The organism is Bifidobacterium dentium JCM 1195 = DSM 20436 (genome assembly GCF_001042595.1).
GTDB classification, from domain to species: domain Bacteria; phylum Actinomycetota; class Actinomycetes; order Actinomycetales; family Bifidobacteriaceae; genus Bifidobacterium; species Bifidobacterium dentium.
In genome coordinates this window covers 528,340-555,334 of sequence record NZ_AP012326.1, presented here as the reverse complement: position 1 = coordinate 555,334, position 26,995 = coordinate 528,340, and the positions used below count along the sequence as shown (strand labels likewise).

At 60.5% G+C, this 26,995-nt stretch carries 37 protein-coding genes and 1 tRNA gene; 2 read left to right on the top strand and 36 right to left on the bottom strand.

Annotated features, from left to right (window positions below; all coding sequences use genetic code 11):
• Positions 1 to 4: 4 nt before the first annotated feature.
• The 5 genes from ribF to nusA all read right to left on the bottom strand — a co-directional run bounded on the left by ribF (position 5) and on the right by nusA (position 6,972).
• The gene (gene ribF, locus BBDE_RS02280) at positions 5 to 1,222 is read right to left on the bottom strand and encodes a bifunctional riboflavin kinase/FMN adenylyltransferase (RefSeq protein ID WP_003837313.1); all 1,218 of its coding nucleotides are present in this window, start codon (positions 1,220 to 1,222) and stop codon (positions 5 to 7) included.
• On the bottom strand, positions 1,219 to 2,307 hold the full coding sequence (gene truB, locus BBDE_RS02275; protein ID WP_003837315.1) for a tRNA pseudouridine(55) synthase TruB: 1,089 nt from the start codon (positions 2,305 to 2,307) through the stop codon (positions 1,219 to 1,221). Before truB ends, ribF begins: the two co-directional genes overlap by 4 nt.
• Complete coding sequence (rbfA, locus tag BBDE_RS02270; RefSeq protein ID WP_003837317.1) at positions 2,288 to 2,797, bottom strand: 30S ribosome-binding factor RbfA; 510 nt, start codon at positions 2,795 to 2,797, stop codon at positions 2,288 to 2,290. Before rbfA ends, truB begins: the two co-directional genes overlap by 20 nt.
• A gap of 104 nt (positions 2,798 to 2,901) precedes the next feature.
• Positions 2,902 to 5,721 carry a translation initiation factor IF-2 gene (infB, locus tag BBDE_RS02265; protein ID WP_012901885.1) on the bottom strand — a complete coding sequence of 940 codons (2,820 nt, stop codon included), beginning with the start codon at positions 5,719 to 5,721 and terminating at the stop codon, positions 2,902 to 2,904.
• Between the two features lie 210 nt (positions 5,722 to 5,931).
• Positions 5,932 to 6,972, bottom strand: coding sequence for a transcription termination factor NusA (gene nusA / locus BBDE_RS02260; RefSeq protein WP_003837320.1), 1,041 nt, complete (start codon positions 6,970 to 6,972; stop codon positions 5,932 to 5,934).
• A 270-nt stretch (positions 6,973 to 7,242) separates the two neighbouring features.
• Here nusA and BBDE_RS02255 point away from each other — a divergent pair, with 270 nt between their 5' ends.
• The gene (locus BBDE_RS02255) at positions 7,243 to 7,911 is read left to right on the top strand and encodes a hypothetical protein (RefSeq protein WP_003837321.1); all 669 of its coding nucleotides are present in this window, start codon (positions 7,243 to 7,245) and stop codon (positions 7,909 to 7,911) included.
• Positions 7,912 to 8,015: 104 nt separating this feature from the next.
• Positions 8,016 to 8,104, top strand: a tRNA-Ser gene (locus BBDE_RS02250).
• Positions 8,105 to 8,176: 72 nt separating this feature from the next.
• Here BBDE_RS02250 and BBDE_RS02245 read toward each other — a convergent pair.
• From BBDE_RS02245 to rplC, 31 genes are all read right to left on the bottom strand, one after another.
• Entirely contained in the window at positions 8,177 to 8,977 is an 801-nt protein-coding gene (locus tag BBDE_RS02245; RefSeq protein ID WP_003837323.1) for a transglutaminase family protein, read from the bottom strand.
• Between the two features lie 99 nt (positions 8,978 to 9,076).
• Positions 9,077 to 11,257 (bottom strand): circularly permuted type 2 ATP-grasp protein, encoded by a 2,181-nt coding sequence (locus BBDE_RS02240; RefSeq protein WP_003845081.1) that lies wholly within the window; start codon positions 11,255 to 11,257, stop codon positions 9,077 to 9,079.
• Positions 11,258 to 11,455: 198 nt separating this feature from the next.
• Positions 11,456 to 12,346, bottom strand: coding sequence for a tRNA pseudouridine synthase A (locus tag BBDE_RS02235; RefSeq protein WP_012901883.1), 891 nt, complete (start codon positions 12,344 to 12,346; stop codon positions 11,456 to 11,458).
• 100 nt (positions 12,347 to 12,446) lie between these two features.
• Positions 12,447 to 12,944, bottom strand: a complete 498-nt coding sequence (gene rplQ / locus BBDE_RS02230) for a 50S ribosomal protein L17 (protein WP_033489534.1) — start codon at positions 12,942 to 12,944, stop codon at positions 12,447 to 12,449.
• An 89-nt stretch (positions 12,945 to 13,033) separates the two neighbouring features.
• Entirely contained in the window at positions 13,034 to 14,029 is a 996-nt protein-coding gene (locus tag BBDE_RS02225; RefSeq protein ID WP_003837338.1) for a DNA-directed RNA polymerase subunit alpha, read from the bottom strand.
• An 80-nt stretch (positions 14,030 to 14,109) separates the two neighbouring features.
• Positions 14,110 to 14,508 carry a 30S ribosomal protein S11 gene (gene rpsK / locus BBDE_RS02220; protein WP_003827267.1) on the bottom strand — a complete coding sequence of 133 codons (399 nt, stop codon included), beginning with the start codon at positions 14,506 to 14,508 and terminating at the stop codon, positions 14,110 to 14,112.
• Between the two features lie 86 nt (positions 14,509 to 14,594).
• A complete protein-coding gene (rpsM, locus tag BBDE_RS02215; RefSeq protein ID WP_003808138.1) occupies positions 14,595 to 14,972 on the bottom strand; it encodes a 30S ribosomal protein S13 in 378 nt (125 codons plus the stop codon).
• A gap of 136 nt (positions 14,973 to 15,108) precedes the next feature.
• The gene (rpmJ, locus tag BBDE_RS02210) at positions 15,109 to 15,222 is read right to left on the bottom strand and encodes a 50S ribosomal protein L36 (protein WP_003842636.1); all 114 of its coding nucleotides are present in this window, start codon (positions 15,220 to 15,222) and stop codon (positions 15,109 to 15,111) included.
• Between the two features lie 22 nt (positions 15,223 to 15,244).
• Entirely contained in the window at positions 15,245 to 15,463 is a 219-nt protein-coding gene (gene infA / locus BBDE_RS02205; protein ID WP_003808114.1) for a translation initiation factor IF-1, read from the bottom strand.
• Positions 15,464 to 15,608: 145 nt separating this feature from the next.
• On the bottom strand, positions 15,609 to 16,169 hold the full coding sequence (locus tag BBDE_RS02200) for an adenylate kinase (protein ID WP_003837340.1): 561 nt from the start codon (positions 16,167 to 16,169) through the stop codon (positions 15,609 to 15,611).
• 21 nt (positions 16,170 to 16,190) lie between these two features.
• Positions 16,191 to 17,528: a preprotein translocase subunit SecY gene (secY, locus tag BBDE_RS02195; protein ID WP_003837341.1), complete on the bottom strand. Its 1,338-nt coding sequence runs from the start codon at positions 17,526 to 17,528 to the stop codon at positions 16,191 to 16,193.
• 227 nt (positions 17,529 to 17,755) lie between these two features.
• The gene (gene rplO / locus BBDE_RS02190) at positions 17,756 to 18,202 is read right to left on the bottom strand and encodes a 50S ribosomal protein L15 (protein WP_003837343.1); all 447 of its coding nucleotides are present in this window, start codon (positions 18,200 to 18,202) and stop codon (positions 17,756 to 17,758) included.
• Positions 18,203 to 18,204: 2 nt separating this feature from the next.
• Positions 18,205 to 18,390, bottom strand: coding sequence for a 50S ribosomal protein L30 (gene rpmD, locus BBDE_RS02185; RefSeq protein ID WP_012901881.1), 186 nt, complete (start codon positions 18,388 to 18,390; stop codon positions 18,205 to 18,207).
• On the bottom strand, positions 18,387 to 19,118 hold the full coding sequence (gene rpsE, locus BBDE_RS02180; RefSeq protein WP_003837347.1) for a 30S ribosomal protein S5: 732 nt from the start codon (positions 19,116 to 19,118) through the stop codon (positions 18,387 to 18,389). The genes rpmD and rpsE overlap by 4 nt, the downstream gene beginning before the upstream one ends.
• Entirely contained in the window at positions 19,115 to 19,486 is a 372-nt protein-coding gene (rplR, locus tag BBDE_RS02175) for a 50S ribosomal protein L18 (RefSeq protein WP_003837350.1), read from the bottom strand. Before rplR ends, rpsE begins: the two co-directional genes overlap by 4 nt.
• Before the next feature lies 1 nt (position 19,487).
• Positions 19,488 to 20,027 (bottom strand): 50S ribosomal protein L6, encoded by a 540-nt coding sequence (gene rplF / locus BBDE_RS02170; RefSeq protein WP_003837353.1) that lies wholly within the window; start codon positions 20,025 to 20,027, stop codon positions 19,488 to 19,490.
• A gap of 17 nt (positions 20,028 to 20,044) precedes the next feature.
• On the bottom strand, positions 20,045 to 20,443 hold the full coding sequence (rpsH, locus tag BBDE_RS02165; RefSeq protein ID WP_003808048.1) for a 30S ribosomal protein S8: 399 nt from the start codon (positions 20,441 to 20,443) through the stop codon (positions 20,045 to 20,047).
• An 84-nt stretch (positions 20,444 to 20,527) separates the two neighbouring features.
• Positions 20,528 to 20,713, bottom strand: coding sequence for a type Z 30S ribosomal protein S14 (locus tag BBDE_RS02160; protein WP_003808046.1), 186 nt, complete (start codon positions 20,711 to 20,713; stop codon positions 20,528 to 20,530).
• Position 20,714: 1 nt separating this feature from the next.
• Positions 20,715 to 21,287, bottom strand: a complete 573-nt coding sequence (gene rplE, locus BBDE_RS02155; protein ID WP_003837355.1) for a 50S ribosomal protein L5 — start codon at positions 21,285 to 21,287, stop codon at positions 20,715 to 20,717.
• Positions 21,284 to 21,619 (bottom strand): 50S ribosomal protein L24, encoded by a 336-nt coding sequence (gene rplX, locus BBDE_RS02150; RefSeq protein WP_003837356.1) that lies wholly within the window; start codon positions 21,617 to 21,619, stop codon positions 21,284 to 21,286. Before rplX ends, rplE begins: the two co-directional genes overlap by 4 nt.
• Position 21,620: 1 nt before the next feature.
• Entirely contained in the window at positions 21,621 to 21,989 is a 369-nt protein-coding gene (rplN, locus tag BBDE_RS02145) for a 50S ribosomal protein L14 (RefSeq protein ID WP_003837358.1), read from the bottom strand.
• Positions 21,990 to 22,076: 87 nt separating this feature from the next.
• Positions 22,077 to 22,337 (bottom strand): 30S ribosomal protein S17, encoded by a 261-nt coding sequence (rpsQ, locus tag BBDE_RS02140; RefSeq protein WP_003837360.1) that lies wholly within the window; start codon positions 22,335 to 22,337, stop codon positions 22,077 to 22,079.
• Positions 22,337 to 22,594, bottom strand: a complete 258-nt coding sequence (gene rpmC, locus BBDE_RS02135; protein ID WP_003808034.1) for a 50S ribosomal protein L29 — start codon at positions 22,592 to 22,594, stop codon at positions 22,337 to 22,339. The genes rpsQ and rpmC overlap by 1 nt, the downstream gene beginning before the upstream one ends.
• Positions 22,594 to 23,013 (bottom strand): 50S ribosomal protein L16, encoded by a 420-nt coding sequence (rplP, locus tag BBDE_RS02130; protein ID WP_003837363.1) that lies wholly within the window; start codon positions 23,011 to 23,013, stop codon positions 22,594 to 22,596. Before rplP ends, rpmC begins: the two co-directional genes overlap by 1 nt.
• Before the next feature lie 8 nt (positions 23,014 to 23,021).
• On the bottom strand, positions 23,022 to 23,825 hold the full coding sequence (rpsC, locus tag BBDE_RS02125) for a 30S ribosomal protein S3 (RefSeq protein WP_003837365.1): 804 nt from the start codon (positions 23,823 to 23,825) through the stop codon (positions 23,022 to 23,024).
• A gap of 2 nt (positions 23,826 to 23,827) precedes the next feature.
• Positions 23,828 to 24,187 (bottom strand): 50S ribosomal protein L22, encoded by a 360-nt coding sequence (rplV, locus tag BBDE_RS02120; protein WP_003837366.1) that lies wholly within the window; start codon positions 24,185 to 24,187, stop codon positions 23,828 to 23,830.
• A gap of 16 nt (positions 24,188 to 24,203) precedes the next feature.
• On the bottom strand, positions 24,204 to 24,482 hold the full coding sequence (gene rpsS, locus BBDE_RS02115; RefSeq protein WP_003808025.1) for a 30S ribosomal protein S19: 279 nt from the start codon (positions 24,480 to 24,482) through the stop codon (positions 24,204 to 24,206).
• A gap of 15 nt (positions 24,483 to 24,497) precedes the next feature.
• Positions 24,498 to 25,328, bottom strand: a complete 831-nt coding sequence (gene rplB, locus BBDE_RS02110; RefSeq protein ID WP_003837368.1) for a 50S ribosomal protein L2 — start codon at positions 25,326 to 25,328, stop codon at positions 24,498 to 24,500.
• 36 nt (positions 25,329 to 25,364) lie between these two features.
• A complete protein-coding gene (gene rplW, locus BBDE_RS02105; protein WP_003808021.1) occupies positions 25,365 to 25,661 on the bottom strand; it encodes a 50S ribosomal protein L23 in 297 nt (98 codons plus the stop codon).
• 5 nt (positions 25,662 to 25,666) lie between these two features.
• Positions 25,667 to 26,332: a 50S ribosomal protein L4 gene (rplD, locus tag BBDE_RS02100; RefSeq protein ID WP_003837370.1), complete on the bottom strand. Its 666-nt coding sequence runs from the start codon at positions 26,330 to 26,332 to the stop codon at positions 25,667 to 25,669.
• Between the two features lie 6 nt (positions 26,333 to 26,338).
• The gene (gene rplC / locus BBDE_RS02095; protein ID WP_003837372.1) at positions 26,339 to 26,980 is read right to left on the bottom strand and encodes a 50S ribosomal protein L3; all 642 of its coding nucleotides are present in this window, start codon (positions 26,978 to 26,980) and stop codon (positions 26,339 to 26,341) included.
• Positions 26,981 to 26,995 lie beyond the last annotated feature (15 nt).

Genomic DNA, 26,995 nt, shown 5'->3' with positions numbered 1-26,995 from the left:
TTCGTCACGCCGTGAGGCGCTTCGTCTCCTCAACGTTGCGCCTGAGCTCAGCGGCCAGATCGTCCGCCGATGCAAACCTGATCTGCGGACGCAGGAATCCGGCGAATTCCACACGCACCTGATGACCATACAGATCAAGCCAGTCGTCGGTGATGGCGTAGGCTTCGACCACGCGCTCATGCATACCGGTGGCTTCGTTGAACGTCGGCTTGGTGCCGATGGAGATTGCGGCTGGCCAACGATATGGCGAATGCGGTGCCAGACGCGCATCCATGGAGCTGGAATCGTATGCGGTGGCGATGCCGTCCGCAGGTTTCCCGGCCTCGTCTCCCGCCTTGCCCAAATCGACCAGCCATCCGGCATAGACGCCGTCAACCGGCAGATAGCCGAACACATCCTGGCTCAGGTTCGCAGTCGGGAAGCCGATGGTGCGTCCGCGTTCCTCGCCATGCACCACGGTACCTTCCACAGCATGCATATGCCCCAAAATGGCGTCCGCATCCTTGATACGGCCCTGACCGAGCAGGTACCGCACGTTGGTGGAGCTCCACACGCGCACGGCCTTGGCCTGATGCTTCTTGCTCCATGCACGCCGTTCCGCCTTGGTGGCGCCTTCCAACGGGTCGGCTGGCTCGCCATGGTCGGCCGGCATAACCGGCTTGGCATTGGCCGGCACCCGTGTCTCTCCCGGGCCATGATCGTCGACCACGTCGAGCTGGAATACGCCGGTTGCCAATGCCAGATTCTCGATGGCCTTCACGTCGCCGGCACGATTGGCTCCCAAAGCCGCGTCTGCACCGAGTACGAGCGCGCGCATGCCGAGCTTGCCGACCATCTGGCCAAGGAAGAACCGGTAGGATTTCGCCGCGAATTCTAGCGTATAGTGCACGATGATCGTGTAATCCACGCCGAGTGCGTTGATGCTGCGCAACCGCTCATCGACACTGGTCAGCGCTTGGGTGTCGAGCATGCCGACCGGCGGTTCCTGACCGTCATGCTTGGCCGCATAGCCATGCACCATGGCGGGACGCGGCTCGAACAACACCACCACGGAGAAGGAACGTTCCTTCCGGGCCAGTTCCACCACACGGCGGATCACCGCCTGATGGCCCTGATGCATACCGTCGAAGGAGCCGATGGTCAGTACGGACTTCTTGTCGTTGCTTAAGGTGGGCCAGTCGACCATGCCGCTTTCGTCTGGCGTCAGCGTGATTATCTTCATCGTTGTCCTTCTTGTTGTTGTACGAATACGGCCACCGGCTTGGCTTCGCCTCGTTTGGCGCGCTCGATGATGGCCACCAGATCGCCGGTTTCGGGCACGTATGCGGCCGTAGTCTCACGGATGTCATGGGCGATTCTGCGGCCGAAGCGCAGGTCAGTCGCCTCCTGATCGCTGATTCGCAGCATGGGCATGGACGCTTTGGCGCTGTCGACCATGCCGAGTGCACGGTCGGTCAGATGCTCGGCATCGTCGATTACGGCACGATTACGTGTGACTTCCGCGCCTTCCCGATTGGTGAAGGTTTTGGATTCGGTGTGCGCGGTGACGATGTTCGGCATGGTTTCGGTAAAGTCGCCGATGCGAATGCGGCGCAGCATGGTCAGGTATCCGCCAAGGCCAAGCGCCTCACCCAAATCGCGCCCCAACGCACGGATATAGGTACCTGCGGAGCAACTCACCGCAACGTCCAGTTCCATGACCGGCCGCACATCCGGAGCGGCCGAGACAGGATGCCACCGCTCCCCTGCACCGATGTCCTGCGCATCGGTCAACGGCGCATCCGCAAATCTCGTTGACGCATAGCCGTACCGCACGGCGTCAACGCGGAATTCCTCAACGGTTACCGGCCGGGCCTTCAGTTCGACCTGCTTGCCTTCACGGGCCAGATCGTAGGCGCGCTGGCCGTTGATCTTAATGGCCGAATAGGAGTTCGGGACCTGTTCGATACGCCCGGTGAACCGTTCCGCAATGACCCGTTCCACGGTCTCGCGGGATGGAAAGGCTTCTGCAATCGGTGCCGACGGTTCCAGCAGTTCGCCATCGGCGTCATCCGTGGCGGTGCGTTGTCCGAGTCGGATCGTAGCCAGATAGGTCTTGCTATGGTCCACGATGTAGTTGAGCAGTCGGGTGGCGTTGCCGAAGCCGATCACCAGCACGCCGGTGGCCATCGGGTCAAGCGTGCCGGCATGCCCGACACGCTTCATATGCAGGGCGCCACGTATCGCCGCGACCACGTCGTGACTGGTCACACCCTGCGGTTTATCCACGACGAGCAGGCCGGAAATCTCAGGCTTCTTCGTCGTCATCGTCCCAATCTTCGACTTCGATGTCGTCATCTTCATCGAAATCGTCGTCATCGTTCGGCTCATCATGCTTGTACGGGTCGGCGTCGCCTGCATACTGCGCAGTCTCACGGGCCTTGGCAAGCTCTTCGTCACGCTTGCGCGCGATGGCGAGGATGTCTTCGATCTCATGGGCCTCTCCCGGCACCTCATCGAAGATGAACTCAAGTTGCGGGGTCAGGCGCAGACCGGCCTTGGAGCCTACGAGCGAACGCAGACGTCCCTTGGCCTGGTTCAGGGCCTGCTGGGCACGGCGGCGTTCGCCCTGCTCACGGCCTTCATGGCCGAGCTGGGTCCAGTAGATCTTGGCGATCTGCAGATCGTTGGTCACGCGCACTTCGGTGATGGTCACGTTGGACAGTCGCTTGTCATGCAGCTGCGCCTCCATCGAAGACGCGATCACGCGCTGAATCAGCGCCGCAATGCGTGCGGCGCGGGGATTGGTTCCTGCCATGGGTTTCCTTATAAGTTCGTATTTCTATTGCGGAACGCCCGCAGCCGAAATCCGACTGTGGGCGTTCCCTTCATCCTGTCAGGCAAGCTGTCGAAAGGACTCGACTACTTGCGCTCGACTTCCTGCATTTCGAAGGTCTCGATGATGTCGCCGATCTCGATGTCGTTGAAGGAGCCGAGGTTGATACCTGCCTCATAGCCTTCCTTGACGGAGGTGACATCATCCTTGAAACGACGCAGCGAGGAGATCTCAAGGTCGTTGACGGTGGCGATGCCATTGCGCAGAATACGGCACTTCGTACCGCGCTTGACCTCGCCGTCCTGCACCATGACGCCGGCGATGTTGCCGAACTTGGAGGAACGGAAGATCTCGCGGATTTCGGAGTGGGAGGTGACGACCTCTTCGAATTCCGGCTTGAGCATGCCCTTGAGGGACGCTTCGATGTCTTCGATCGCCTTGTAGATGATCGAGTAGTACTTGATTTCCACGCCTTCGCGCTCGGCCAGATCCGCCACCTGACGGTTCGGACGCACGTTGAAGCCGATGATGACGGCCTTGTCGACCGTAGCCAGGTTGACGTCGTTCTGGGTGATGGCACCGACGCCGCGATGGATCACCTGGATGCCGACCTCGTCGGAGACCTCGATCTTCATCAAGGAATCTTCCAGCGCCTCGACGGAACCGGAGGAATCGCCCTTGATGACGATGTTGAGCATGTCGACCTCGGACTTGGCGAACTGCTCCTTGAGGCTCTCGAGCGAAACGACCTTACGGCGCTTGGCCAGCTGAGCGGCACGCTCGGTAGCCTGACGCTTCTCGGCGATCTGACGTGCGGTGCGGTCGTCGCTGGCGACCAGGAACAGGTCTCCTGCGGTCGGCACGGAGGTCAGACCAAGCACCTGCACCGGAGTGGACGGAGTGGCTTCCTTCATGGCGGTGCCGTTCTCGTCAAGCATGGCGCGCACGCGGCCATAGGAGGTTCCCGCCACGATGGCGTCGCCGATATGCAGCGTACCGGACTGTACCAGCACGGTAGCCACGGCACCACGACCCTTGTCGAGTCGGGCTTCCACGGTGGCGCCACGAGCATCCATATCCGGGTTGGCGCGCAGGTCGAGTTCGGCATCCGCGGTGAGCAGCACGGCTTCGAGCAGCTTGTCGACATTGGTGCCCTGCTTGGCGGAGATGTCAACGAACATGGTGTTGCCGCCATACTCCTCCGGCACCAGACCGTATTCGGTGAGCTGGCCGCGCACCTTGTCGGGGTTGGCGCCCTGCTTATCGATCTTGTTCACGGCGACCACGATCGGCACATGTGCGGCCTGAGCGTGGTTGATGGCCTCCACGGTCTGCGGCATTACGCCATCATCGGCCGCGACCACGAGAATCGCGACATCGGTCAGTTCGGCGCCGCGGGCACGCATTGCGGTGAAGGCTTCGTGGCCCGGGGTATCGAGGAACGTGATCTTGCGGGGTTCACCCTCAAGATCCACGGTGACCTGGTATGCACCGATACGCTGCGTGATGCCGCCGGCTTCGCGTGCGATGACGTTGGTGCTGCGGATGGTGTCGAGCAGTCGGGTCTTACCATGATCGACGTGGCCCATGACGGTGACGACCGGCGGGCGAGGCCGCAGATCCTCATCCTCCTGCAGTTCCTCTTCATCCAAATCGATGTCGAACTGCTGCAGCAGCTCCTTATCCTCCTCTTCGGCGGACACGATCTTGATGTCCCAGCCGATTTCCTCGCCGAGGATCTGGAAGGTGGACTCATCCAAGGACTGCGTTGCCGTGGCCATTTCGCCAAGATGGAACAGCACGGTGACAAGGGCCGCCGGATTGACGTTGATCTTCTCGGCCAGATCGGCCAGGGACGAGCCCTGACGCAGACGGACGGTCTGTCCGTTACCGGTCGGAATGCGAACGCCGCCGATGACCGGGGCCTTCATCTCCTGGAATTCCTGACGCTTCGCCAGACGGTTCTTACGTGCCTTCGAGGATTTGCCGCCCTGACGCCCGAATGCGCCTGCGGCGCCTCCGCGACCGCGGCCGCCGCCGCGTGCCGGGCTGCTGCTCGGAGCGCTGTTGCCCTGATAGCCGCCGGTATTGCCACTACCACCGAAGCGGTTGCCGCCACCTGCCGGACGCTGGCCGCCGCCCTGACCCGGACGATGCTGGCCCCACTGCCCCGGCTTGGCACCGGTGCCCTGTCCCGGACGACCGCGGAAGCCACCGCGCTGGCCGCCGCCCTGACCGGGACGACCGCCACGACGACCTTCGTTGCCATTGGCATTCGGACGCGCCATCGGGTGCGGACGCGGAATGTCACCCGGCGTCGGCGTATGCATGCCCTGCTTGCGGCTGAACGGATTGTTGCCCGGACGCGGTCCCGGAGTATGCGGCTTGGCGTTGTTGCCACCGCCCTGCTGCTGATTGTTGCTGCGCGGTGCGTGCGGACCAGGCACCGGAGCGGACTTGCCGCCACGCATGCCTGCGGAAGATTGCGGACGCGGCGCATTGCCGCCCTGCTGGCGATTGCCATGCTGACGCTGATCGCCCGGACGACCGGCATGCGCGGAACGCTGGCCCGGCTTCGGCGCGGAGGGGCTGCCTGGCTTCGGGGCTTCCGCCCTCGGAGTCTGCCTGGCCGCCGGAACGGGCTTCGGCGCGGCCGGCCTGACCTCGGATGGCGCCGTATGGGTCGGCGACGCCGGCTTCTTGACCGGTGCTGCGGGTTTCTTGGATTCGGACGCATTGCCCGACGCATTGTTCGAGAACGCGCTCCTCAGCTTGCGGGCGACTGGCGGCTCCACGGTCGACGAAGCGGACTTCACGAATTCGCCCATCGCCTCAAGTTTGCTTAAAACGGTTTTGCTGTCTACGCCAAATTCCTTGGCAAGTTCATATACGCGTGCTTTCGGCACTCAATTTCTCCTATCCCGGGCCGCGCATACCAGCGCGACCGCTACTGATTCACGGCGAGCTTGCTCCGTCTCATCGTGCAACCATGTTCGTGATACCTCGTCTTTTCCCGGCATAAGGGCGTTCCACCCCCATGCTTTGGACTATCGAGTCCAGCATACTCGAGCCTGTGGATTGTACACCCACAGGCTCAAAGCATGCTCAAATGATGATTATTCGGCGCTTTCCCCGGCCGATTCCTGCATCTTCTTGGCATGCGCCTCAGCGGATTCGATGCCGATCTTCCAGCCGGTCAGCTTGGCGGCCAGACGAGCGTTCTGGCCTTCCTTGCCGATGGCCAACGACAACTGGTCATCATGAATGAAGGCGATCGCGGTATTGTTCTTCTCGCTGATCACCTGCACGCCGGTCGCCACGGCCGGCGACAGCGCGGCGGCGACGAATTTCGCCGGATCGGCCGACCAATCGACGATATCGATCTTTTCCGGACCGAGATTCTCCATCACGGCACGCACACGGGCACCGCCGGGGCCGATCAGGGCACCCTTCGGATTGACGCCTTCGGTATTGGCGCGCACGGCGATCTTCGTACGGGCACCGGCCTCGCGGGCGATGGCCATGATCGACACGGCACCGGAGACCAGCTCCGGCACCTCGCGTTCGAACAGGCGGCGCACCAGCTCCGGATGGGAACGGGAAACCACGATTTCCGGTCCCTTCAGGCCGCGGGCCACATTCACCACATACACACGGATACGCTCGCCATGGCGATAGCGTTCGCCCGGCACCTGCTCACGGCGCGGAAGCAAGGCTTCGACATCGCCGACGGCAACATGCACGTTGGCGGTATCCTTGGCATCCTGCTGCACGATACCGGTGATCAGCTTGCCTTTCTGACCGGAGAACGCGCCGAACACCTTGTCATCCTCGGCCTTGCGGAACAGCTGGCTGATTACCTGACGCGCGGTCGCGGCGGCCAGACGGCCGAAATCGTGCGGGGTGTCATCGTACTCCTCGCCCAATGTGGGCGCGGGATGCGGATCTTCCTCGGTCGGTTCGCCCGGAATCTCATCCTGGGCCCATACGGTAAAGCTTCCGGCACGCGGATCAAGCTCGATACGAGCATGCTTCGCCGCATGCGGGGTTTTCAGATATGCCAGTCGCAATGCTTCCGAAAGAGCGGCGTCCAGCGTCTCGGGATCGATTCCCTGACCAGCTGCGAGCTGGTGCATTCCTGCCAGGTCCAGTTCCATCTTCAAGACCTCCTATATGAAGTTATTCCGAGCGCTTGGCCCAATGGTCACAGTCAACTATTAGTGTAATGATTCATGCAGACACGTCACCCGTTTCATCGTTCGGCTTCACCGCTTACCAGACGTGCCTGTGCCATAGCCACGATCCTCGCCCTCGCTATGGGGGCGTCCGCATGCTCAACGCCGCGCGTCGCCGGAAGGGCCGAGTCAGAGCGTAGGCTCAGCGCCTGCGAAAGCGCCTATCTGTCGGCTTCGAGCAACAGCGACCGCATGAACGATACGTCAACGCACATCGTCGAACGGTATCTGTCGGCGCGACAGGCCTCATACGATTGGATCGAAACCGCCACGCAGTGTTCCGCACGATTCGGCGAAGGCACGATGCGCGGCGCGCAAGCCCGTCATATCGTCCGGACGCTGGCGACCCGCCTCGGCATAGCCGTCGATCCGGTGACGCCGTCACGTCTCGATGACGTTTCCTCGCTGGACCTCGACGACGATTCGCTGTCGACGATGGCCGAGGCCGAGGATGCCGCGGGATTCGCGACCGAAATTCTCGCCGCACGTTCCGATGGCAACGTCTCCCTCGACCTCAGCGACCGTCATAAGACGACTTCGCAACGCCTGATCTCCCTCGCCGGCAACGATGACGACCATCGCGACAAAGTGTACGATGCCGCGACGCTGCTCGCCAATCCCGACACCATGGTCGACGGGGCGACAGGACTCAAAGCCCCGACCGGCGCCGTCATCGAAATGAACTGTGCGCGCAGCGAAATCAGCGCCGTTGCCGCAAGCTCCAACGCTACGGGCGAAGGAACGTCATCCAACGCATCCCGCAAGGCATCGCTTGGTACGCTGGCCGCTCTCATTGCCGACCGCGCGGAGCTGGCGCTGTATTGGGGGTATCCCGCCTTCGATGAAGCCCTATTCGACTGACGGCACGCCGACGAACGCGCCCACACGCAAGACCCGCCAATGGAATTTGACAATCCTCGATGCTGTGGCATAATGGACAAGTTGCTTGCGTGCAAGCAGCATATGGATGAATGTCCGAGCGGTCTAAGGAGCACGCCTCGAAAGCGTGTGAGGGCGAACCCCTCCGCGAGTTCGAATCTCGCTTCATCCGCCAACAGATAAGGTTGAAACAATGGTGTTTCAACCTTTTTTGTTTGCCTTTGCGGCCATGTCCCGGCGAAAGACGCTACAGTTCCTGCTCGTGCACGGAAGCGTTCACCCACTGGCTTTGTTCCACATTGCAACCGGAGAAGATGCCGATGTCGAGCATGCAGTCGCGGTAGTCACGACCATGCGCGATGGTGATGTAATTGTCGTCGACCATGCGGTTGTGCGTCGGGTCGAAACCGATCCAGCGGTTTCCATGATAGATTTCCACCCAAGCATGCGTGGCACCCTCGCCGCCCAGCAGGCCTGCGATATAGCGCGCCGTCAATCCGACATGACGGCAGACCGACAGCATGACATGGGCGTAATCCTGGCATACGCCCTTGTGTTGGGCGAGCGCCTCCTCCGCGGTGGTGCGGATCGTAGTGGATGCAGGCGTATACACGAAGGACTTGAACACCTCATCCATCACTTCGCGGGCCTGATCGATCGGCGAACCGCCGGCCGGCAATGCGGCGATGCGCGCCTTGCACACGTCGATAAGCGCGTTGACGGCGGGCCCTGGAATGGTCAGTGCGGAGTTGAAACGATACAACGGCTTGTGAATCTCCGGCTTGATATGCTCGTTGTCCACGAAGGCGATGCCCGTCACCGAATAGTTGAACATGGTATGCGGTTCGGGAATAAAACCGGTCATCACCACGGAATCGAAGGAATCTACAGTGGTGTCGAGCTCCACTTCGGGCTCGATCCGGACCTCCACGTCCACAACCTGTTGACGCGGTCCCGTAGTCGGAATGCATCGCAATTGGAACCGATGATCGGTTACGGGCGAGCTGAATGAGAGCTTCATCTCATAGTCAAACACCAGTTTCTTCACATCGTCTCCCCAGCGAAAAATCCTTGTACCACCCTACCACAGCGAAACCGCTCAAGCCGTTATACACGACTTGAGCGGCCCATGGCAAACCCTTGTTCACTACACGCGTTTGGCGTCCATATTCATGGCGTTCAGCATTCCCAAATCCTTGAGATCATTCGTGCATATGCGTTCATCGAAATCGTCGAGCAACGTGCCGAGCGTGTCGGCAAGATCGGCATACCCGCGGGACGGAAGCTGCCCGACCAACCAGCGCAGGCCGTCGGCGAAGCACTGCGGCACCGGCAGGCCGTTCAACGGCATGATATAGGATGCAAGCTTGCCCAATGGCGCCTTGAGCTCCTCCATGGAGTAGCCGAACCGCGTATACAGGTCCACACGCTCCAGGTACTTGCCCACGAAGATGAAGGATTTCAGCGTCGGATCGACCGGCGAGTTCTCCACGCCGCCCCAGAAGGCGAGCATGTTGTCGGCGATGTCACGATGCTTGTAGATATCTTCGTCGAAGGCGGCGCGATCGGCCGCTTCCACGATGGAACTCATGGCGAGTTCCACATACTGCAACAGACGGGAGCTGAGTTCCGGACGCAGGATTACGGCGTTGTTGAAGGCGTAGACGATGGCACTGCGCACGGAATCCGGATTCTTCTCGTCGTATAAGAAGCTGTGGATGAAGGCGTCGAAATCCTGGAAGTCCTCCGGCAGGTCGAGTGCGCGGGCGAACGGGCGGAAAGCGTCCACATCGGTGTCCATCACGCGGTCGTAGAAGGGGAAGAACTGGTTCAAGGTGGTGAACACGCGTTCCGTGTACCGTCCCAGCCAGTACAGATTGTCGGCCTTGGAAGCGGTCACGAGCGCCAGCGAATGCTTGCGGGATTGTGCCAGCAGGTTGATGCTTTCGGAGCCCGGTGCGGAATCGTGCTCCACGCCGGTATCCTTGGCAAGCACCCACGTATCCTTGAAGCCGCCGCCTTGCGAGGAGTTCACGATCATCTGTCCGGGCACCGACGAATATCGGGTCAGGCCCGAATACCACACGTGCGTGTTCTTGCCGGTCACCACGAAGGCGCGCAGGTCGCACTTGCGCGGGCTCATCTCACCGGTTTCGGGATCGACCACATCGATGTCCTTGAACTGGATGACCTCCTGCGCGATGAAACGGCGCGGTTCGGCCTTGATGCGATCGGCCATCTCCTCACGTTGCGCCTTGTCGAGCGACGATCCGAAGATCACGCCGTAGCCTCCGGCCTCAGCAACGTCCTTGATGACGAGCTCTCCCAGCCGGTCAAGCACTTCCTTGCGATCCTGCTCGAACATCGGCATATAGGTCGGCGCGTTCTGCAGAATCGGCTCTTCACCCAAATAGTAACGAATCATGGCCGGTACGAAATAGTAGATGGCCTTGTCATCGGCAGCACCATTGCCGGGGGCGTTCACGATGGCGACGTTGCCGGCACGGTATGCCGACAGGATTCCCGGCACACCGATCACGGAATCGGGGTTAAAGGCGAACGGGTCAAGATATTCGTCGGACAGACGGCGATAGACCACGCCTACACGGTGGCGCTTGCCGGAATAGTCGAGGAAGAACAACTTGTTGTCGACGACCTCGAGATCTTCCGGGAATGCAAGTGCGGCGCCCGTTTTCTCAGCCAGATACGCATGCTCGAAGAATGCGGAATTGTAGCGGCCCGGAGTGAGCACGACGGCGATGCCTTCCGTGGAAACGAAGTCCATGGATTTGCGCAACAGTCGCGGATAGTCACGGTTGTCACGTACATGCACGTCGCGGAAGAGCCTCGGGGTGATTCTGCGTTCGATGTCACGCGCAAACAGCGGATAGCTGGCTCCGGATGGGATGCGCAGATTGTCTTCGAGCACCCACCATTTGCCGTCCTGCCCCTGCACCAGATCCTCACCGGCGATATGCGCGAACACACCGCCGGGAGGGGTCACGCCATTGACCTGCGGAAAATAGCCCGCTGAGGTGTAGACGTATTCCTCCGGCACGACGCCGTCCTTGATGGCATGTTTGTCGGAATAGATGTCACGCAGGTAGGCGTTGAGCGCGTTGACGCGCTGCTTGAGCCCCGCTTCCATTTCGTCGAATTCGTCGGATTCGATGATGCGCGGCACCGGATCGTACGGGAACAGCCGGTCGTGGTATTCACCGTTTTTATAGATGCCGAAGCGTACGCCGTTACGGCTCAGCTCGCGATTGATGGATTCCCTGCGATTGACCAGTTCCGTCGCCAATTTACGTGCAGCCGATTCGATCATCTTTCCACGCTCCTTCATACCCCTAATAACGCATGCCAATCTTCAGGACCATGCCGTAGTAGAAGCGACGGTAACGGCTGTCGGTTACCGAAAACCACGAGGAATTGTTACATCCACATCTCAGCAACGGACAGGTTAAATCCCCGTAACACAATCGTCACAACGACCCCCTATCCATCGGCCGGAACGGCTCCTTCGTCATAAGGTACGTTTCGCGCGAATCGTTTCGGCACGAATCGCCAACTGATCGTCATCGGGATATTCGATATGCTCCAATGTCAGCCCCTGCGGTGCGATCGGTCCCGTCGAGCCTTCGCGCAGCGGTGTGGCCATCTTGTCCGCAAACCAATCGAGGGATCGTTTGCCGATGCCGACCTGTACGCAGCCGTTGACCAGCGATCGCACCATGTTGCGGGCGAATGCGTCGGCCACGATGGTGAAGCAGGCGAGACCGGATTCCATTGACGGCGTACGGTAACGCTCCCCCATTGTCATCTCGCCGTCAACGAGCGGACGTTGCGGTATGCGCCTCCAGTAGGCGGTTTTGACCTCACGTATGGTGGTGCCGCCGGGGTTTGGCGTGGCGAACGAACCGAAGTCATGCAGGCCGATGGTCATGGCCGCGGCCTGGTTCATGGTTTCCAGATCCAGATCGTCGTCGACGTGCAGGACGAAACCGCGCATCCTCGGATCAATTTCGCTGCTCCGATCGGCAATGCGGTATACGTAGGTGCGTTCCAGCGCGGAAAAACGGGCATCAAAGCCTTGGGGAGCCTCGTTGATCCCATGAATCGTGATGTCGTTCGGCAGCATACGCTGCAACCGGCGCGTCAACGCAACCACTGGCGGCACATTCATGTGCCCAACGCAACGGGCGAGTATGGTTTCAGAGATGTCCAGATGGCATACCTGATGCGAGGCGTGCACACCGGTATCGGTACGTCCCGCAACGGTCAGACGGAGAGGTTCCCCCGCATCATCGACGGGCACGCGCAACACGGTGTGCAGTATGCGCTCGATCTCCCCCTGCACGGTACGCCGATCAGGCTGCTTCGCCCAACCGAAGAAGCCGCCACCATCGTATGCCAAGTCGATTCGTAATCTCACGCATTGAGCTTATCAAAGGGCGGGCATAGCAAAGGGCCGGGAACCTTTCGATTCCCGGCCCTTACGATCAGCTGGAAAGCAATCACTCGGCGTTCTCGGCCGGAGCTTCCTCAACGGCGGCTTCCGGAGCCTCGACGACCGGTGCCTCAGCAACCGGAGCCTCTTCAGCGGCAACCTTGGTCGCGGCTTCAGCTTCCTTCACCACAGCCTGCTTCGGGCTCACCGGCTCGGTGACGAGCTCGATGATGGCTGCCGGAGCGGCATCGCCACGACGCGGGGCGATCTTCACGATGCGGGTGTAGCCGCCTTCGCGCTGCTCCATCTGCTCGGCGATTTCGGTGAACAGCTTGTGCACAACGGACTTGTTGCGGATGACGCGCATCACGCGACGACGGTTGTGCAGGTCACCACGCTTGGCCAGGGTGATCAGGCGCTCGGCCAGCGGACGAAGGCGCTTGGCCTTCGGCAGGGTGGTGGTGATGCGACCATGCTGGAACAGGCTGGTGGCCATGTTCGCGAGCATCAGGCGCTCATGAGCCGGGCTGGAGGCCAGACGCGGACCCTTCTTTGGTGTAGGCATTGTTTCTCCTTGAAAAGCCCCGTCGAATTCAGGTGGGCAATCGCCCGAACATCCGAATTCGACGAAGCGGTTAGGTCAAAAGCGGTAAATCACTCGTCTTCCGGCGAGAAGAAGGTGCCGCCTTCGAGGTTGTTGGCATCGAAACCGAGCGGCGAAGCTTTGAGAGCCAGGCCAAGAGCCTGCAACTTTTCCTTGACTTCGTCGATGGATTTCATGCCGAAATTGCGGATGTCGAGCAGATCCTGCTCGGTGTGGGCGACCAGCTCACCGATCGTGTGGATGCCCTCGCGCTTCAGGCAGTTGTAGCTACGCTGAGTGAGGTTGAGGTCCTCGATCGGAACGGCCATCTCCGGGTTGGTCTCCTCTGCCACCGGGGCAGGGCCGACCTCGACGCCTTCAGCCTGGGTGTTGAGCTCACGGCACAGGCCGAAGAGCTCCACCAAGGTGGAACCAGCAGATGCGACTGCATCACGCGGGGAGATTGCCGGCTTGGTCTCCACGTCCAGGATGAGCTTGTCGAAGTCAGTGCGCTGTTCAACGCGGGTGGCTTCCACGCGATAGCTCACCTTGAGCACCGGGGAGTAAATCGAATCAACCGGGATACGGCCGATCTCGGCGTTGTCCTGCTTGTTCATCTGAGCGGGAACGTAACCGCGGCCACGCTCGACGGTGAACTCGATCTCGAGTTCGCCATCATCGGCGAGGGACGCGATATGCATATCCGGGTTGGCGATGGTGACGCCGGCCGGCGGGGTGATATCACCCGCGGTGGCTTCGCCCTTGCCGCTCTTGCGCAGATACATGACAACCGGCTCATCGTATTCGCTGGTGAGCACGATGCCCTTGATGTTCAGCAGGATCTCGGTAACGTCCTCTTCAACACCCGGCAGAGTGGTGAACTCATGCGGGACGCCGGAGATACGCACCGAAGTCACAGCCGCTCCAGGAATGGAGCTCAGGAGGGTACGGCGCAGCGAGTTGCCAAGCGTGTAGCCGAAACCAGGCTCGAGAGGCTCGATGGTGAAGCGGGAACGCTGAGGGTTGAGAGATTCCTCGGTAAGTGTCGGACGCTGTGCGATAAGCACTGTGGTTATCCTTTCAGCTTCGGACCGGTGGTGCACTCACCGGCCATAAGCGGCTTTGGATCGATGATTTCTTCTAGTGCTCAGACGCGGCGGCGCTTCGGAGGACGAACGCCGTTGTGTGCCTGCGGGGTGACGTCGGTGATGGAGCCGACTTCGAGTCCGGCGGACTGCAGGGAACGGATAGCGGTTTCACGACCGGAACCCGGGCCCTTCACGAACACGTCGACCTTCTTGACGCCGTGTTCCATAGCCTTGCGGGCTGCGGATTCGGCGGCCATACCAGCGGCGTACGGCGTGGACTTACGGGAGCCCTTGAAACCGACATCGCCACCGGACGCCCAGGACACGACTGCGCCGGACGGGTCGGTGATCGAAATAATGGTGTTGTTGAAAGTGGACTTGATGTGCGCCTGCCCAACCGGGACCGACTTGCGGTCGCGGCGACGCGGCTTGCGCGCGGCTTGCTTTTGAGCTGCCATTGACCCTCGTTTCCTAATAACGAATTTGCTTTGATGTCTATGCGATGAGACGGTATGTCTCGTGGCCTAGACTCACCGCCACCGAATTACTTGGTGGCCTTCTTCTTTCCGGCGACCGTACGCTTCGGGCCCTTGCGGGTACGGGCGTTGGTCTTGGTGCGCTGACCGCGCACAGGAAGTCCCTTACGGTGACGCTGGCCTTGATAGCAGTTGATCTGGATCTTACGACGGATATCCGCATCGATTTCACGACGCAAATCGCCCTCGATCTTGTAGTTACCCTCGAGGTAGTCACGCAGCGTGATCAGCTGCTCATCCGTCAGATCCTTGACGCGAATGTCCGGGTTGATACCGGTCGCGGCAAGCGTTTCCTTGGCACGAGTGCGACCCACACCAAAGATATAGGTGAGGGCGATCTCGATGCGCTTCTCATTGGGGATGTCGACTCCGGCAAGACGTGCCATTGCGATTCCTTCTGTGTTCCGCAGGTCTTGCACCAAGTCGTCCGGTTTCCCGGCCCGGGCCTGCGTACCCGGGGCTCAGCTCGCTGACGCGAACTGTGACTCAGCGCCTGTACTTATTGTGCCGCTGGATCTACTCTCAGCCCTGGCGCTGCTTGTGGCGCGGGTTGATGCAGATCACCATGACGCGGCCGTGACGACGGATCACGCGGCAGTTCTCGCAGATCCTCTTCACACTAGGGCTGACCTTCATGGTTTTCCTTTGCTTTTGTACCTTACTTGTAACGGTACGTAATACGACCGCGGTTCAGATCGTACGGACTCATTTCCAGCACAACGCGATCCTGCGGCAGAATACGGATGTAGTTCTTCCTCATCTTGCCGGAGATGGTTGCGAGCACGATATGCTTGTTTTCGAGTTCAACACGAAACATCGCGTTCGGCAGTGCTTCCACCACCTGTCCTTCGACTTCAATCACACCGTCTTTAGCCATGAGCCTCGTTCCGTTCCTTGGCGATTACTACGCGTGCCCGAAGACACACCAACTTGCAAGAATACACGGAAACGGGGATTACGACACACACGGCGTGTCGTAATCCCCGTTTCCTTGTGAATGTGGTACTGCCGTACTGCCCGTATCAGCCCAGTTCGGCCACGATGGTGGCTTGGATGTCTTCGACGGAACCGACGCCGTTGAAGGTCTTGAGTAGACCACGCTCGCCGTAGGTGGACAGCAGCGGAGCGGTCTCCTTGGCGTAGACGTCGAGACGCTTGGCGATGGCTTCCGGAGTGTCGTCGGAACGGCCTTCGATTTCGGCACGCTTCTTCATGCGTTCCATGAGCACGTCATGGTCGGCGTCAAGGGCGACCACGGCGTCAAGCGGGGTGCCCAGATCGGCGAGAATGGCGTCAAGGGCTTCGACCTGAGAGGCATTGCGCGGGTAGCCGTCAAGAATCCAGCCGTTCTTGGCGTCATCCATGGCCAGGCGATCCTTGACGATCTTGTTGGTCAGTTCGTCCGGAACCAGCTCGCCCTTGTTGATATACGTCAGAGCTTCCACACCAAGCTCGGTCTTGTTCTTGATGTTGTAGCGGAAGATGTCACCCGTGGAAATTGCCGGAATGCCATAGTGTTCGCTCAGCAGTGCGGCCTGAGTGCCCTTGCCGACGCCCTGGGGGCCCATGATCAGCAGTCGCATAATCGTTGATATTCCCTTTCTTTACTTGCCCTCTTGGTGGTCAGTGCCCTCGAACAGGAAGCCCGCATACTGGAACTGCTCGGTCTGGGCCTTGGCCTGACGCAGGGTATCGAGGCCGACACCCGCGATGATTAGGATGGTGGTGCCGCCGAACGGCAGCTTGGTATTGAGATTCAGCGCCATGATGAGAACCGTCGGGATGAGTGCCACGAACAGCAGGTAGACGGCGCCGACGGTATTCAGTCGGTTCATCACGTAGTTGAGGTAGCGGCTGGTGGCACTGCCGGCGCGGATGCCCGGGATGAAGCCACCGTATTGCTTCATGTTGTCAGCGGTCTCATCGGGGTTGAACGTGATCTCCGTATAGAAGAAGCAGAAGAACACGATCATCAGCGCGTACAAGGCGATGTACCACACGGAGGTGGTGTTGGCCAGATTGGAGTTGATCCACTTGACCCAAGACTGGTCCGAATTGCCGAACTGCGCGATCAGGGTCGGGATGGCCAGGATGGAGGATGCGAAAATCGGCGGAATGACGCCGGACATATTGATTTTCAGCGGCAGGTAGGTGGAGGAGCCACCGTACATCTTACGTCCGATCATGCGGCGGGTGTACTGCACCGGGATACGGCGCTGGGAAAGTTCCACGTACACGACAAGAATCATGATGACGAGCAGCACACCTACGACGGTGGCGAACTTGCCCCAGTTGCCGTCGGTGCCCTTGGTGCCCCAGCCAATCTCCCATAGCTGCGGCAGGAAGCCGGAGCAGATGGACATGAAGATAAGGATGGACATGCCCTGTCCAAGACCCTTGTCGGTGATCAACTCGGCCATCCACATGATCAGACCGGTACCGCCGGTCATGATGAGCACCATGACCAGAAGGTTCCACACGGAACCGTCGGGCACGACCTGGGAGCACTGGTAGTTGAACAACGCGCCGGAGCGTGCGGTCACCAGAATGGTGGTGGACTGCAGCACCGCCAGACCGATGGTCAGGTAACGGGTGTACTGGGTCAGCTTGGCCTCACCGGACTGACCTTCCTTGTGCAGGGCCTCGAAGCGGGGAATCACCACACGCAGCAACTGGATGACGATGGATGCGGTGATGTACGGCATGACGCCCAGCGCGAAAATGGACAGCTGCAACATTGCACCGCCGGAGAAGAGGTTCACCAGGCCGATGAAGTTTTCGGACGTGCTGCTCATCTTGCCGACGCACTGCTGCACGACCGTATAGTCGACACCAGGGGTCGGGACGAATGAACCAACACGATAGATGATGATGATGCCAAGGGTGAAGAGGATCTTATTCCTCAACTCCTTGGTCTTGAAGGCCTGGATTAACGTCCTCAACTGGGATTCCTTCCAACGACGTGCGCGCCCGCGCACCCATGCAAAACAGACTCTACCGCACGAGTCTAGCGTACGGCGTCTACCGATATGTGGATTTTTCCACCCTTTGTCTGTTTTTTATTTTTTTCGTGGCCCGGAACCGGCCCACGAAATGAGTGAGGCTTCTCCCACAATCATGTGGGAGAAGCCTCACTCATGTAAACCTAAGTCAGCTTCACTCCGTGGAATCAGTCCTCGGAAATGGAGCCGCCTGCGGCCTCGATCTTGGCCTTGGCGGAAGCGGAAGCCTTGACACCCTTGATGGTGAACGCAACCGAAATCTCGCCATCGCCCAGGACCTTGACCGGCTGGCCCTTACGGACAGCACCCTTGGCGACCAGATCGGCAACGGTGATTTCGCCGCCCTGCGGGAACAGTTCCGCGAGAGCCGCAACGTTGACGACCTGATATTCCTTCTTGAACGGGCTCTTGAAGCCACGCAGCTTCGGAAGGCGCATGTACAGCGGCAGCTGGCCACCTTCGAAGCCAGGGCGAACCTGGTAACGCTTCTTGGTGCCCTTGTCGCCACGGCCCGAGGTCTTACCCTTGGAGCCTTCACCACGGCCGACGCGAATGCGATCCCTCTTGGCGCCCGGAGCCGGCTTCAGGTCATGCATCTGTAGAATATCTGCCATAATCAGTCAGCCTCCTCAACGGTGATCAGGTGACGCAACACGAGCAGCTGGCCACGAAGGGCCGGAGTATCCTCGCGGGTCACGGTCTTGCCAATCTTGTTCAGGCCCAGAGTCTGAGCCGCAGCACGCTGCTTCGGAGTGGAGTTCACCAGACCGTGGTGCAGCTTGATGTTCAGGTTAGTCATCACTCACCGTCCTTCTGAGCGGCAGCGGCCTTGGCCTGTGCCTCTTCGCGAGCCTTGCGAGCCTCGGCGATGCCTTCGGCGCGAGCACGCAGCAGGGCGTCCGGAGCCACCTCTTCGAGGGACATGCCACGACGGGCTGCGATCTCTTCCGGCTCTTCAAGCTTCTTGAGAGCATCGACGGTAGCACGCACCACGTTAACGGCGGTGGCGGAACCCATCGACTTGGTGAGGACGTCGGTGATGCCAGCGCATTCCATGACTGCACGGACAGCGCCACCGGCGATAACGCCGGTACCCGGAGCAGCCGGGCGCAGCAGCACGGTACCGGCGGCATCGTGGCCGATCACCGGATGGGTGACGGTGCCCTTGACGCGCGGAACGGTGAACATGTGCTTCTTGGCATCCAGCTGGCCCTTGGCGATTGCAGCCGGGACCTCGCGGGACTTGCCATAACCGACGCCCACGGTGCCGTTGCCGTCGCCGACCACCACGAGGGCGGCGAAGCTGAACGTACGGCCACCCTTATGGGTCTTGGACACACGGTTGATGGTCACCACGCGATCGAGCATCTCGTTCTCGTGAGATTCCTCACGACGATTGCGACGCTCGCCACGACGACCCTCACCGCGCTGACCACGACGGGACTTGCGGTCCTCGTTGTTGGTCTCGGCAGTAGCCTGAGTGTTCTGAGTTTCTTCAGCCACTTGGGTTTCCTTTTCGTTGTCGCTCACAGTGCCAGACCTCCCTCGCGGGCGCCTTCAGCGACAGCTGCGACGCGGCCATGATACTTGTTGCCACCACGGTCGAACACCACTGCGGTGATGCCAGCGTCCTGAGCCTTCTTGGCAATCAGTTCGCCGACCTTCTTGGCGGCTTCGGTCTTGGTGCCCTGGAAACCAGCGAAGTCGCTCATCAGAGTGGATTCGCTCACCAGAGTGACACCCTTGGTGTCATCGATGATCTGGGCAACCATGTGACGGTTGGAACGGGAGACCACCAGGCGCGGACGCTCCGGGGTACCGCTGATGCGCTTGCGCAGACGAGCGTGACGACGCTGGAGTGCGACCTTCTTGCCCTTACCGAAAATCTGGACGCTCATATCACTTACCAGCCTTTCCAGCCTTGCGCAGGATGTGTTCATCCGAGTACTTGATGCCCTTGCCCTTGTACGGTTCCGGAGCGCGAAGCTTGCGGATGTTTGCGGCGCACTGGCCGACAGCCTGCTTGTCGATGCCCTTGACGATCACCTGGTTCGGGTTCGGCAGTTCGAACTCGATGCCGGCCGGCGGCTCGACAGTGATGGTGTGGGAATAACCGAGGGAGAACTCGATGCCCTTGCCCTTCATCTGGGCACGGTAACCGGTACCGACGATTTCCAGAGTCTTGGCATAGCCTTCGTGCACGCCCTTGACCATGCTCGCGATGATGGAGCGGGCCAGACCGTGCTTTGCACGGGTCGGACGCAGATCGTCGACCGGGACGAGAACAATCTCGTTGCCTTCGACGTTCGCGGTGATGCCTTCCGGAATCTCGTAGGAATCGGAGCCCTTGGCGCCCTTGGCGCTGAAGGACTGACCGTCAATCTTGACTTCCACGCCAGCAGGAATGGCGACGGGGAGCTTACCAATATGCGATGCCATGTTTCAGCTCTCCTTTCTCACCAAACGAAAGCGACGATTTCGCCGCCGATGCCTCGGTCGAGGCATTCCTTCTGGGTCAGCAGTCCCGAGCTAGTCGAGATGATTGCGATGCCAAGGCCACCGAGCGGCATCGGCAGAGCATCGGACTTTGCGTAACGACGCAGGCCCGGCTTGGAGATACGCTTGATGCCCTGAATGGAACGCTCGCCGTTCGGGCCATACTTGAGGGTGACCTCGAGAGTCTGGCCGACCTTGGCTTCCTTGGCGGTGAAGTCCTTGATGTAGCCTTCACGCTTCAGGATCTCGGCGATGTTCGCCTTGAACTTGGAGTACGGCATATCCACGGTCTCGTGCTTTGCCGCGCTCGCATTACGCAGACGCGTAAGCATGTCTGCGATCGGATCTGTCATTGTCATTTGGGCTAACGCCCTTTCTCGCCATGGTTTCCGCCGCCCTCACGCCTTAATGGCGATCGGGCCGCGGACCTTCAGCGTCGATATTTACCAACTGGACTTCGTAACGCCGGGCAGCTCGCCGCGGTGGGCCTTCTCACGAAGGCAAATGCGGCACAGGCCGAACTTGCGGTAGACGGAGTGGGGACGACCGCAGACCTGGCAGCGCGTGTACGCGCGCACCTTGAACTTCGGCTTAGCGGCCGCCTTGTTCTTAAGAGCGGTTTTTGCCATATCAGTTCTCCTTGAAGGGGAAGCCGAGGTGCTTGAGCAGCGCGCTTGCTTCCTTGTCGTCCTTGGTGCTGGTCACCACGGTGATGTCCATGCCACGCTGGTGGTCGATCGAATCCGGATCGATCTCATGGAACATGGACTGCTCGGTGAGGCCAAAGTTGTAGTTGCCCTGACCATCGAACTGGTTGCCGTTGATGCCACGGAAATCGCGGATACGCGGCAGAGCGAGGGTCAGCAGGCGATCCAGGAACTCCCACATGCGCTCGCCACGCAGGGTGACATAGGCGCCGATGGCCTGGCCTTCGCGCAGGTGGAACTGTGCGACGGACTTCTTGGCCTTGGTGATCTTCGGCTTCTGGCCGGTGATCAGGGTGAGATCCTTGACGGCGCCTTCGATGAGCTTGGAGTCGCGAGCCGCGGCACCGACGCCCATGGAGACGACGACCTTCTGGACACGAGCAACCTGCATCGGGTTGGAGTAGTTGAATTCCTTCTCCAGCTCCGGCACGATCTGCTCGATGTACTTCTGCTTCAAGCGCGGAGTTGCCGGCGCTTCGACAGTGGTATCGGTCATGCCAGCTCCTTTCCGGACTTCTTGGCGACACGCACGCGCACGGTCTTCACCTTGCCGTCACGAGCCTCTTCCTTCACGATGACGCCCACGCGGGTCGGCTGCTTGGTCTCCGGATCGATGACCATCACATTGGAGCGATGAATCGGAGCCTCGACAGCCACGATGCCGGCCTGCTGGCCCTGCTGCGTGGCGCGCACGTGCTTCTTGACGATCTGCACGCCTTCGACGATCAGACGGTCGTCCTTGAGCACCTGCTTGACGGTGCCTTCCTTGCCGCGGTCCTTGCCGCGGATGACCTTGACCAGGTCGCCGCTCTTGATCTTGGCTACCATGTCAGATCACCTCCGGGGCGAGGGACACGATCTTCATGAAGCGCTTGTCGCGCAGTTCACGACCGACCGGTCCGAAGATACGAGTGCCCTTCGGTTCACGGCCGGAGCCGAGAATGACGGCGGCGTTCTCGTCGAACTTGATGTAGGAGCCGTCCACACGACGGTGCTCCTTGACAGTACGGACGACGACAGCCTTGACGACGTCGCCCTTCTTGACCGACCCGCCAGGAATGGCGTCCTTGACGGAGGCGACGATCACGTCGCCGATGCCGGCATAGCGTCGCTTCGATCCGCCGAGCACTCGGATGGCGAGGATTTCCTTCGCACCCGTGTTGTCGGCGACATGAAGCCGCGTTTCCTGCTGAATCATTGATTCTCCTTAGCCGAGCTGGTTCTCCCCAAGCACCCCGCCTGCTTGAAGCAGGCGGGGTGACTCACGGAGCCTTGCCGAACTTATTTACTTAGCGCGCTCGATAATGCTCTCGAGACGCCAACGCTTGGTCTTGCTCAGGGGCCGAGTCTCCATAATACTCACGAGGTCGCCAATATGCGCGTCGTTGTGTTCATCATGGACCTTGACCGTACGAGTAGAACGAACGACCTTGCCATACAGCGGGTGGGTCGAACGCTGCTCGAGCTCGACGGAAATCGTCTTGTCCATCTTATCGGACACGACGTAACCGCGACGAACCTTGCGGAAGTTACGCTCTTCAGCCATTACTTCTCCTCAGCTTTCGTTTCGGTCGCCTCGGGGGCCTGGCTGATGCCGAGCTCACGTTCGCGCAGGATGGTGTACATCCTGGCGATGTCGTGCTTGACCGCCTTGAGGCGGGCGGTGTTTTCGAGCTGACCAGTGGCGGACTGGAAGCGCAGGTTGAACAGCTCTTCCTTGGACTTCTTGAGGAAGCCCTCAATCTCCTCGTTGGTCTTCTCGTTCAGATTCTTCATGGTGTAGTCTGCAGTTCCGACTGCCATCAGATGTCACCGCCTTCACGAGCAATAACACGGCACTTCATGGGGAGCTTGTCGATTGCGCGGCGCAGAGCCTCGCGAGCGACTTCCTCGGACACGCCGCCGATTTCGAACATAACGCGACCCGGGCGGACGTTGGCGATCCAGAATTCCGGAGTACCCTTACCGGAACCCATTCGGGTGCCCAGCGGCTTCTTGGTCAGCGGACGATCCGGGAAGATCGTGATCCACACGCGGCCACCACGCTTGATGTAGCGGGTCATGGCGATACGAGCGGCCTCGATCTGGCGGTTGGTCACATAAGCCGGAGCCAGAGCCTGGATACCGAAATCGCCGAAAGCGATTTCATTGCCGCCCTTGGACATGCCACGGCGGACCGGACGGTGCTGCTTACGATACTTGGTTCTCTTTGGGATAAGCATTTCTCAGCTCACTCCTTCGTTTCCGTTGCGGCAGGAGCCTCAGCGGCGGCCGGAGCCTCGGCTGCGGCGTTCTGCTGCGGGGCGGCATTGCGCTGGCCACGACGCGGACGGCGATCGCCGCGACGGCCCGGGCGGTTGTTGCCCTGCTGTGCCTGCTGCTCTTCGAACTCACGCTCGGTCATATCGCCCTTGTAGATCCACACCTTCACGCCGATGCGGCCGTAGGTGGTCTTGGCCTCGAAGAAGCCGTAATCAATCAGGGCGCGCAGGGTCTGCAGCGGAACGCGACCCTCGCGATAGAACTCGGAACGGCTCATTTCGGCGCCACCAAGACGACCGGAGAGCTTGATGCGGATACCCTTGGCGCCTGCGCGCATGGCATCCTGCTGAGCCTTACGCATCGCGCGACGGAAGGTCACGCGGTTGGTCAGCTGCTCGGCGATGCCCTGAGCGACGAGCTGGGCGTCCAGTGCGGCGTTCTTCACTTCGAAGATGTTGAGCTGGACCTGCTTGCCGGTGAGCTTCTCGAGCTTGGCGCGAACGCGCTCAGCCTCGGCGCCACGGCGGCCGATGACGATGCCCGGACGAGCGGTGTGGATGTCCACACGCACGCGGTCACGGGTACGCTCGATGACGATACGGGACACGCCCGCACGCTCGAGATCCTTGCTCATGGCCTTGCGGATGGCGTCATCTTCGAGAACGAAGTCGCGGTAGCGTTCGCCGGCCTTGTTGGAATCGGAGAACCACTTGGAACGATGGTTCTCAGTGATGCCCAGGCGATAGCCAAATGGATTGATCTTCTGACCCATCTTTAGCGGTTTCCTTCCTTGCTAGCGACGACGACCGTGATGTGGCTGGTGCGCTTGTTGATACGAGCGGCACGGCCCTGTGCACGAGCGCGGAAACGCTTGAGCGTCACGCCTTCGTCCACATAGGTCTCCTTCACGACCAGGTCGTTCTCGCGGAACGGCTCGCCGGCCTTATCGGCCTTCACGCGAGCGTTCGCGATGGCGCTCTCCAGGACCTTACGCACCGGAAGAGATGCGTCCTGCGGAGCGAACTTCAGAATGGTGATGGCTTCGGTCGCCTTCTTGCCTCGGATGAGGTCGACCATACGGCGAGCCTTGCGCGGCGTCACGCGGACGTGACGAGCGATTGCTTTAGCTTCCATGTGTCCTTACTCTCCTTTAGCGGCGTGCCTTCTTGTCGTCCTTCACATGACCCTTGAAGGTCTTGGTCGGGGCGAACTCACCGAGCTTGTGGCCAACCATGGATTCGGTGACGAACACCGGAACATGCTTGCGACCATCGTGAACGGCGAAGGTATGTCCGATGAAATCAGGGGTGATCATCGAACGGCGGGACCACGTCTTGATGACGTTGTGCGTGCCCTTCTCGTTCTGCTCGTCGACTTTCTTCTGCAGGTGGGCGTCGACGAAGGGGCCCTTCTTGATGCTACGAGTCATCTACTCGACACTCCCTTACTTACGGTTCTTACCATTCGGGCGACGACGAACAATCATCTTGTTCGAAGCCTTCTTCGGACGGCGGGTACGAACCTCGCCCTTGCCCCACGGAGAGACCGGCGGCTTACCACCGCGGGTACGACCGCCGTGCGGGTGATCGACAGGGTTCATGGACTCACCACGGGTGATCGGGCGCTTGCCCATCCAACGTGCACGACCGGCCTTACCGAGCTGGATGTTGGCGTGGTCGGAGTTGCCGACCTCACCAACGGTGGCGCGGCAGCGAGCGTCCACGTTGCGGATTTCGCCGGACGGCATACGCAGCTGGGCGTAAGCGCCATCCTTGGCGACGAGCTGCACCGCGGCACCTGCGGAGCGGGCAATCTTGGCGCCGCCCAGCGGGCGGAGCTCAATGGCGTGCACCACGGTACCGGTCGGGATGTTGCGCAGCGGCAGGTTGTTGCCCGGCTTGATGTCGGCCTGAGCGCCGGTCTCGATGACGTCGCCCTGCTTGATGCCTTCCGGAGCAATGATGTAGCGCTTCTCACCATCTGCATAGTGCAGCAGTGCGATGCGGGCGGAACGGTTCGGGTCGTACTCGATGTGAGCGACCTTTGCCGGCACGCCGTCCTTGTCCCAACGCTTGAAGTCGATGAGACGGTACTGGCGCTTGTGACCGCCGCCACGATGACGGGAGGTCATACGGCCGTAAGAGTTACGACCGCCGGTCTTGCTGAGCTTGCGAACCAGCGACTTCTCAGGCGTGGAACGCGTGAGCTCGGAGAAATCCGAGACGGACGCGTTACGGCGGCCTGCAGACGTCGGCTTATAAACGCGGATAGCCATAATCTAGTTCTTCCTTTAACTTTTCTCGGCTAGCCTTCAGTTACCAAAGATGTCGATGGTCTGGCCCTCGGCGACGGTCACGATGGCGCGCTTCTGATTGACGCGCTGGCCGAAACCGTTGCGGGTGCGCTGACGCTTGCCGGCGCGGTTGAGGGTGTTGACGTTCGTCACCTTGACATTGAAGATCTCTTCGATTGCCTGCTTGATCTGCACCTTGTTCGCGTTCGGAGCCACCACGAAGGTGTACTGACCGCGATCGGACAGAGCATAGCTCTTCTCGGAAACGACAGGCTTGAGGATGATGTCGTGTGCGGGCTTGTGAATAGCGACCATGAAAATCAGGCCTCCTTTGCAGCCGGCTCGGTCTTCGCGGCAATGAAGGCGTCGAAGCCTTCCTTGCTGAAGACAACGTACTGAGCGGTGACCACATCGTACGTATTGAGCTGATCGGCGAAGATCGGGTGAACGGTCGGGATGTTACGAACGGAGAGCCATTCGTTCACATTCTCGCGAGAGAGCACCACGGTGGTGAACTTGTTCTCGGTCACCGGGGTAAGAGCGGCAATGGCGGCCTTGGTGGACGGGGCTTCGGCGACACCGAAGTCCACGACTGCCACGTGACCTGCATTGGCACGATCGGAAAGCACGTACTTGAGAGCAGCGGCCTTCATCTTCTTGGGGGTGCGCTGGGAGTAGTCGCGCGGCTGCGGACCGAACACGGTGCCGCCGTGGTACCACTGCGGTGCACGGATGGAGCCCTGACGAGCACGACCGGTGCCCTTCTGCTTCCACGGCTTGCGGCCACCGCCGGAAACCATGCCACGAGTCTTGGTGGCGTGGGTGCCCTGACGGGCGGCGGCGAGCTGAGCCACGACGACCTGGTGGATCAGCGGAATGCGGGACTGGACCTCTTCGGCGGAGAAGCCGAAGATTTCGGCCGGTGCCTCAACGGTGCCGGCGGCCTTGCCCTGCTTATCGGTGACGTTCAGAGTAACGTTTGCCATGATTTATCAGGCTCCCTTCACTGCCGAACGGACGAGAACGATGCCACCCTTCGGGCCCGGAATGGCGCCCTTGATGGCGAGAACGCCGTTCTCAACATCCGACGAGACGATGGTGAGGTTCTGCGCGGTGTTGGTCACATGACCCATGCGACCGGCCATACGCTTGCCCTTGAGGATACGGCTCGGAGTGGCGCATGCGCCGACCGAACCAGGACGACGCTCGTTCTTGTGAGAGCCGTGGGTACGACGATAGGACTTGAAGCCCCAACGCTTGATGGTGCCGGCGAAGCCCTTGCCCTTGGTGGTACCGGTCACGTCGACCAGAGTACCCTCCGGGAACAGCTCGGCGGTCAGCTCCTGACCCGGCTCGAACTCTTCGGCATTATCGGTGCGGACCTCGGCGAGGTGACGACGCGGGGTGACACCGGCCTTGGCGAAGTGGCCGGCGAGCGGCTTAGTCACCTTGGTCGGATCAACCTGGCCGTAGCCAAGCTGAACGGCCTTGTAGCCATCGGATTCCTCGGACTTGACGGCGGTCACCACGTTGGTGGACACGTCAACGAGGGTCACGGGAACGAAGAAACCGTTCTCGTCCCAGACCTGAGACATACCGAGCTTCTTACCCAGCAGTGCAGTGCGATTAGACATAATGGTTCCCTCCTC